The sequence below is a fragment of the Lysinibacillus antri genome, assembly GCF_003977595.1.
GTDB classification, from domain to species: Bacteria; Bacillota; Bacilli; order Bacillales_A; family Planococcaceae; genus Ureibacillus; species Ureibacillus antri.
This window is the reverse complement of the sequence record NZ_RYYR01000035.1, coordinates 25,766-33,071: the sequence shown is the minus strand read 5'-3', so window position 1 is coordinate 33,071 and position 7,306 is coordinate 25,766. Positions and strand designations below refer to the sequence as shown.

Below are 7,306 nucleotides of genomic sequence, written 5' to 3'. Positions count from 1 at the left end.
GCTTAAAATAAATCGATATAATACCCAAAAATCCGGAAAAATGACAAAAGGCTTTCAGAATGAGACCATTCTGAAAGCCTTTTGTCGACAATCTGCAGCCAAATCGAGAACTCGATTTGGCTTTTTTGTTTAAAAAATTTTTTGGAAAAATTATTAAAAAGTTGTTTACTTTTAGAAAAATGTTTAATATTATGTATTCATAATTAAATACTCAACGTTGAGTAAATAAACTTGAGGAGGTCGTAATAGATGTTTTATATTGATGCAAAAAATCTTCGAAAGCATTTTGGGAATCGGGAAGTTGTAAAAGGGGTAGATCTTACAATTTATCAAAACGAAATTTTAGCTGTCATCGGTCCAAATGGAGCAGGAAAATCAACGACATTAGAAATGTTAGTAGGACTCAAGAAAAGCGAGGGGGGCAAAATCGAGTATTGGAACAATCACTTTAAATTCCAACTTGGTGTTCAACTCCAATCGGTACCATTTTTTCCGGGTCTTACAACTAAAGAAAATCTAAAAATTTTTGGCGCGTTTTATAAAAAGAATCTTTCAAAAGAAGTAATCAATGACTTACTAGTTAAATGTGGTCTAATGGAAAGTGCACAAACTGAAGCATCCAAACTTTCAGGTGGTCAACAAAAGCGTTTAGCCATAGCAGTTGCACTTATTCACGACCCGAAGCTTATTTTTTTAGATGAACCCACTGCAGCTCTTGATCCTCGTGCAAGACATGAAATTCATCAACTAATCCAGAAATTACATGAGGATGGGAAAACCATTGTATTTACTTCTCATGACATGGATGAAGTAAGCAAACTCGCAAAAAGAGTCATTATGATTGATGATGGAAGAGTCATTGCGGAAGGGCGAGCTAAAATTTTATGCGAGCAATATAATGTTTCGAACTTAGATGATTTATATTTTAAGTTAACTTTAAAGGAGGAAGAAAAATGGCTAGCGTAATTTTTAATTCAATGATTAAAACTTCTTTAAGAGATAAAATTAGTGTTTTTTATGGATTAGTTTTTCCCATTGGCTTGTTAATTTTATTAGGATGGTTTTTTGATCAAGAGACGATGTCAATCCGTATTTTAACGGGTGTAACAGCAATTAGCACACTATTTTGGGGGATGCAAGGCATTGCTTTTCAAGTATTTTCACAACGAAATAAAGGCGTATACAAATTATTAAAATTAACACCAATGCCTATTATTCGTTTTGTATTTACGATGATGCTGGCAAGAACAGTCGTTGGTGTTGTCATGAATATGATTGTATGGTTTGTAGGAGTCGTTGTTTTACATGTTGAAATTTCGTGGATGACAATTGTATTAACAAGTTTTCTTGTATTTGTCGGAACACTTTGCTTTACGAGTCTAGGCTTTTTAATTGCAAACTTTGCCCAAAATGAAGCACAAATAAATGTTTTTTCAAATCTAATACAACTTCCAATGATCTTTATGAGTGAAGCGTTTTATTCGTTAAACAATCTTCCTGAGTGGATTCAAGTAGTAGGCAAATTACTTCCATTTGAATACTACACAAAAGGATTATCAGCTACAGTAACTAAAGAGATTTACCTCCTTGGTTTTGCTGTACCGTTTATTTCTATGATTGGAATACTCATTCTTGCAGCATTAACTTTTAAATGGGATGAAAAACAAGTGGATATTAAAATAAAGAAGAAGTATGCGTAATATTTACGGATACTATATATTATGCTAAAATTTTACTCAACATTGAGTATTTATTGTTGAGGTGATAAGAATGATTAGACTAATGGTTCTAGGTTTATTAAGGGTTAAATCAATGTCAGGATATGAAATTCAGCAAATCCTACAAACGAGTAAAACAGATTTATGGGCAGGGATATTACCAGGATCGATTTATCACGCTTTGAAGAAAATGGAAAAGGGAAGTTTGGTAGAGGTCGAATCTGTCGAACAAACGGGGCATCGAATTAAAGCAATTTATAAAATTAATGATCAAGGTGAACAAGAATATTTCAATTTACTAAAAAAGTCATTAGAAGTATCGTCCGTCAAACTACCAACAGAACTATATACAGGTATGGGGTTTATTCAAGATTTGTCGAAGGAAGATGTACTAAATGCGCTATTTATTCAAAAAACTGCTTTAGAAGCTGAATTAGAAATGCAAAAAGATGGCATCGAGATGAAAAGACAGGTTTTAGGTGAACTTGATAAAATTACGCAATTAACAGCACAAAACATTTTCAAGCAGTATGAAATCCAAATTGACTTTATTGAACAGTTAACCGAGTTATTTATGAAAAAGTAAAGGGTGTGTCTGAAGTAGACACATCCCTTAATCGAATAAATTGATAACCAATACCCCCATAATGTATCATGATGAAAAAAGAAATTATTGTAAAGAAATATGAGGAGTGGGTATTGTGGAAATCGGTTTAACAACGTTTGTAGAAACAACGTCTGATGTCAAAACAGGTAAAGTCATTAGTCATGCAGAACGAATTCGTGAAGTGGTGGAAGAAATCGTTTTAGCAGATGAGCTAGGTTTAGATGTATTTGGCGTTGGGGAGCATCATCGAAAAGATTATGCGTGTTCTGCACCAGCAGTACTGCTTGCAGCTGCGGCAGCTCGTACGAAAAAAAATTCGCCTTTCAAGTGCAGTTACAGTTTTGTCTTCCGATGACCCAGTCCGCGTATTTCAAGAGTTTTCAACGATGGATGCCATTTCGAATGGTCGAGCTGAAATTATGGCAGGGCGTGGTTCGTTTATTGAGTCCTTCCCTCTATTTGGTTATGACCTACAAGATTATGATGAATTGTTTGAAGAAAAGTTAGATTTATTACTGCAAATTCGTGACAACGAAATCATCAATTGGAGCGGTAAACATCGCGCAAGTATTCCAAATCGCGGCGTCTATCCTCGTCCTGTGCAAGATCCACTCCCAGTATGGATTGCAAGTGGTGGGACACCTCAATCCGTAGCACGAGCAGGGATGCTAGGATTGCCTCTTGCACTAGCCATTATTGGTGGCAGTCCATTGCAATTTGCCGCGCTGGTAAAGCTTTATTATCGAGCAGCTGAGCAAGTAGGCCATGATAAATCAAAGCTTACAGTTGCCTCTCATTCCCATGGATTTGTTGCAGAAACGACGGATGAAGCGATTGAAAAGTTTTTCCCACCAACACAATATGCCATGAGTGTATTAGGTAGAGAGCGCGGTTGGGGTGAATATACGCGTGGAACATTTGATCACGCACGTAGTTTAGAAGGTGCATTATATACAGGGGATGTAAAAACGGTAGCCGAGAAGATCATTCTGCTTCGTAAAAGAGTAGGGATCACTCGTTTCATGCTCCACACGCCAGTCGGTTCTATGCCACATGAAGACGTCATGAAATCAATTGAATTACTAGGAAAAGAAGTAGCACCAATTGTCCGTGAAGAAATTGCACGTTGGGAAGCTGCGGGAGAACCAGAAGAATAATCCTATAAAAAAGCTGTTCAAATACCAATGGGGTAAATGGACAGCTTTTTTATCTTCATTCAGTAGGGGCTCAAACCCCAACTGAATGAAGATAAAGCCCCAGGCGGATGTCACAGATTTCGTAAAGGAGTTGACTCGTGTAAACACGAGTCCGAAATCTGGACGCAATTACGCCGAGGCGTAATTGATTATTTATCAAGAAAGTTGTAAAGGAAATCCCACTTTTCTGGATCCATTAACTCTTCTTGATGAACTTCTAATCCTCCGCCTAAAAAAACGATGTCTCCTTGGATAGCAACTACCATCGCTTCAATGGAGGTGTCATCTAACTTTTGATAAACATCCCCAATAATCGGAAGCAAATCATGTATAGTATTGGATGTTTCCAAATAAGCGGTGTCACCTTGTGCGATGGATAGATCATGGTATTCAATGGGATGACTGTTTTCGTCTCGTCCAGGGACCATCAGTAAGTATTCGGTATGCTTAATCCCATTTGAATTAGTTGTTATAACACCTTTATTCTCTACAGTGGCAACAACCTCGATTTCGTTTAAGGAATAATGGTCTAAAATATCAGGATGTGGATAGGTGATTAGGATATAATCTCCCACATCTGCTTTTTGCTCTTTAGAAAGTGTGTATACTTTTTTATTAAAAATAAAACTATCATTTTCTTTCGGTTGGTACCTTTCAACTTCTGCTGCACTTGCTAATTGTTGAGTTAAATCTCGTAGTCGAATAAGATGAACGGATTTTTTATACATTGGTTTTACAGCATAGACTCTATGTAATTCATTTTCGAAGTAGACAAATAGGCCTTTCCTGACATTAAAAAGCTTCACAATAAACTCTCCTTAGAAACAGATTCTTTTCTATTTTGTGCAATTTAAGGAGAATTATGAATGGCGACAAATTGATCATTGATATGGGAATTAACTCCTAAACTAATATCCTTTAAAAGGGAATATGCAGTAGTTAATAGCTAAAATTGTTAGCGGATTTCGTAATTTTATAGCAAAAATCTACTGTGTATTATTTATGAGTATGATATTATTTAATAGTTAGTTGAGTTGTTTTTATCTTCATTCAGCAGAAGGCTCCCACTTCTATAAGTGGGGAATGAATGAATAAAAGTAACGATTTCAGTGGGGGTTCAAACCCCGACTGAATGAAGATAAAGCCCCAGGCGGATGTCACAGATTTCGCAAAGGAGTTGACTCGTGTAAACACGAGTCCGAAATCTGGACGCAATTACGCCGAGGCGTAATTGATCAGGGGGAACTTTCATGTTTTTTAAAAATAATCTCATTTCTCTAAATAAAAAACAGAGGGTTACAGAAGATGTATCTTCATACAATAACTGTGAAATGATAGAGCATTTTTTAAAGGAAAAGGGAGGAAATCATGTCTCCCATCTATTTTTTTTGCAAGATAAAGACTTTTTTTGGACGGAAAATCAAAAAGCATTAATTGTCTATAAAAGGGTTTTCAATACAGTATTTGTTTTAGGGGATCCAATTGGGGAACAAACTGAAATCAAAAATGCAATTAATGAATTTTGTCAGTTTAATAGAGAGCATAATTTGACGCCCATTTTTTACCAAGTAAGTCCGGAGTATATGCAATATTATCATGAATCGGGCTATCGATTTTTAAAAGTTGGGGAAGAAGGCATTGTGAATCTTTCGCAGTTTTCTCTCGAAGGAAAAAAAGGAGCAAAATTACGAACGCGAGTAAATAAATTTACTAAAAACGATTTTACATTTCGTGTAGTAGAACCTCCTTATAGTCATCATTTTTTATCCGAACTAAAATCGATTTCCGATGCTTGGCTAGGCAATGTGAAGGAAAAAGGGTTTTCTGTTGTGTCCTTTAGTGAAGACTATGTTTCTCGTTTTCCGATTGCACTTCTATGTAATGCAGAAGGAAAAATCATTGCCTTTGCCACATTAGCAACGAATTATAAACATAAAATTACAATTGATTTAATGAGAAAAGCTACAGATAGTCCGCATGGTACGATGGATGTTTTATTTATACATATTTTTAATTGGGCAAAGGAAAATGGCTATAAGCATTGTAGCCTCGGTATGTCGCCGTTATCGAATGTGGGCAATTGCAAAAATGCCTTTCTATCGGAAAAAGCAATTCGCTTAGTATATCTTTATGGTAACTCCAAATATAATTTTAGAGGTTTAAAAGAATTTAAAGATAAGTTTGCGACTAGCTGGGAGCCTAAATATATTGCATATAAAAAGGCATTTTTACCGGTAATGTTTTTACAATTAATATTATTGATCAACAAAAAGCAAGCAATTGAAAAGAATAGTCCAGATCAAACGATGATCCAAAAAAATGAAAAGATTGCTCTATAGAGAGGATTGACCAATGCTCTTACAAAAAGAAGTATCGATTAGATTTTTAAAATATAGTTTAGTAGGTTGTATTTGTACACTGATCTATTTTATATCCGTCTTTCTATTAGTGGAGCTCTTTCATCAGGAGCCTTTACTGGGGACTGCAATAGCCTTTATCGTTATGACGGTGTTCTCCTTTTATTTAAATAAAAGGTTTACTTTTGGAAGTGACTTTTCAAGTAAGAAGTTGTTGCGATTTTTTACAGTAGCTCTCGTGGGATTTGTATTAAACTTTGCAATTATTTTCTTAATCGTTAATGTAATGGCGTTTCATTATTTCATTGGTGAATTGGTAACCATTTTAATCATCCCAGTTATAAATTTTATTTTAAATAATTATTGGACATTTCAATAACGGACGCTTTTTTAAGTGGGGAAGATATTCTTTCCTGCTTTTTTCTTGTCTAGCTACAGCGGCTAGCTCCTCGGCCAGTGTCTGTCGGAGCTAGGCGAGCCGCCTTCGCTTTTCTTGTGAATAAAAAGGATTGTTGAACAAATATAATGGAAGTACATCTGAGGTCTTAGATGAATTTACGTTTTAGGGTCATTACGACAACAAAGAACTTCTTGTAGTCTATACGTAGAAACAAAAAAGAAAGGAAGATTACTATTAATAAGAAATTTTTTATTATCGGTGTATTACTCGTGGCCATAAGCGCGGTTACTTTCGTTAATTTATTTTCTATGAACAGTCCCGAAGAGGTTGTGATTCAGAAGGAATTTACAAATGCAGAAATCGAAACAAATAATGCAGACATTATTCTTATTCCAACAAAAGATCAGTCAGCAAGAGTGGAGCTTGAAAATGGACGTAACAAATATAAAATAGATGCTCAAGTAAATGGAAATACGTTAGAAATTGACATGGAACGTAAATTTTTTAGATGGTTTTCTATTCAATTCTTTTCGAAGACCCCAATATTAAAAGTGTATTTACCTGAAAGTTTAGCTGGGACAATTCAAATAGAATCAGATAATGGTACAATTAAAGCAAGTGGTTTTGAAACGAAGGAAATCATTGCTGAAACGGACAATGGAGAAGTCATTTTAGATAATTTAAAGGTTCAAACACTATACGTTGATTCTTCTAACGGCGAACTTCTATTAGAAAATATAGAAGGGAAGATTGTAGGAGAAACTTCAAATGGTGATATATCTGTAAGAACGGCTGCTTTAAAACAACCGATTGAATTAGAAACAAATAACGGCACTATTTACGTACAAACAGAAAATGAACCAAAAGATGCATTCTTTGATGTGAAGACTGGAAATGGGGAAGTTATAATTTTCGGTAAAAGAAATCCGACAACTGAATCCGGTAATAGTCAAACAACAATTAAATTAACATCAAATAATGGAGACATTATCGTCGAGAAGTAGAACGAAAATGGGGAAGAAGCTCAT

The 7,306-nt window shown here is 35.2% G+C and carries 7 protein-coding genes and 1 pseudogene; 7 read left to right on the top strand and 1 reads right to left on the bottom strand.

Annotated features, from left to right (window positions below):
• Positions 1 to 249: 249 nt before the first annotated feature.
• From EK386_RS17730 to EK386_RS17715, 4 genes and pseudogenes are all read left to right on the top strand, one after another.
• On the top strand, positions 250 to 966 hold the full coding sequence (locus EK386_RS17730; protein WP_126660513.1) for an ABC transporter ATP-binding protein: 717 nt from the start codon (positions 250 to 252) through the stop codon (positions 964 to 966).
• On the top strand, positions 954 to 1,700 hold the full coding sequence (locus EK386_RS17725; RefSeq protein ID WP_126660512.1) for an ABC transporter permease: 747 nt from the start codon (positions 954 to 956) through the stop codon (positions 1,698 to 1,700). The genes EK386_RS17730 and EK386_RS17725 overlap by 13 nt, the downstream gene beginning before the upstream one ends.
• 70 nt (positions 1,701 to 1,770) lie before the next feature.
• Positions 1,771 to 2,304 carry a PadR family transcriptional regulator gene (locus tag EK386_RS17720; RefSeq protein WP_126660511.1) on the top strand — a complete coding sequence of 178 codons (534 nt, stop codon included), beginning with the start codon at positions 1,771 to 1,773 and terminating at the stop codon, positions 2,302 to 2,304.
• 115 nt (positions 2,305 to 2,419) lie between these two features.
• Positions 2,420 to 3,482, top strand: a pseudogene (locus EK386_RS17715) (LLM class flavin-dependent oxidoreductase).
• A 188-nt stretch (positions 3,483 to 3,670) separates the two neighbouring features.
• On the opposite strand, the gene EK386_RS17710 reads toward EK386_RS17715, so the two are convergent.
• Positions 3,671 to 4,327: a hypothetical protein gene (locus tag EK386_RS17710; RefSeq protein WP_126660510.1), complete on the bottom strand. Its 657-nt coding sequence runs from the start codon at positions 4,325 to 4,327 to the stop codon at positions 3,671 to 3,673.
• 444 nt (positions 4,328 to 4,771) lie between these two features.
• Between EK386_RS17710 and EK386_RS17705 the strand changes: the two genes are divergently transcribed.
• The 3 genes from EK386_RS17705 to EK386_RS17695 all read left to right on the top strand — a co-directional run bounded on the left by EK386_RS17705 (position 4,772) and on the right by EK386_RS17695 (position 7,282).
• Complete coding sequence (locus tag EK386_RS17705) at positions 4,772 to 5,860, top strand: phosphatidylglycerol lysyltransferase domain-containing protein (protein ID WP_126660509.1); 1,089 nt, start codon at positions 4,772 to 4,774, stop codon at positions 5,858 to 5,860.
• Positions 5,861 to 5,873: 13 nt separating this feature from the next.
• Positions 5,874 to 6,257 carry a GtrA family protein gene (locus EK386_RS17700; RefSeq protein ID WP_126660508.1) on the top strand — a complete coding sequence of 128 codons (384 nt, stop codon included), beginning with the start codon at positions 5,874 to 5,876 and terminating at the stop codon, positions 6,255 to 6,257.
• A 290-nt stretch (positions 6,258 to 6,547) separates the two neighbouring features.
• Positions 6,548 to 7,282: a DUF4097 family beta strand repeat-containing protein gene (locus EK386_RS17695; protein ID WP_126660507.1), complete on the top strand. Its 735-nt coding sequence runs from the start codon at positions 6,548 to 6,550 to the stop codon at positions 7,280 to 7,282.
• Positions 7,283 to 7,306 lie beyond the last annotated feature (24 nt).

Coding starts and splice junctions, on each gene's coding strand:
- EK386_RS17700 (WP_126660508.1), top strand. CDS start 5,874: ATGCTCTTACAAAAAGAAGTATCGATTAGATTTTTAAAATATAGTTTA.
- EK386_RS17705 (WP_126660509.1), top strand. CDS start 4,772: ATGTTTTTTAAAAATAATCTCATTTCTCTAAATAAAAAACAGAGGGTT.
- EK386_RS17720 (WP_126660511.1), top strand. CDS start 1,771: ATGATTAGACTAATGGTTCTAGGTTTATTAAGGGTTAAATCAATGTCA.
- EK386_RS17725 (WP_126660512.1), top strand. CDS start 954: ATGGCTAGCGTAATTTTTAATTCAATGATTAAAACTTCTTTAAGAGAT.
- EK386_RS17730 (WP_126660513.1), top strand. CDS start 250: ATGTTTTATATTGATGCAAAAAATCTTCGAAAGCATTTTGGGAATCGG.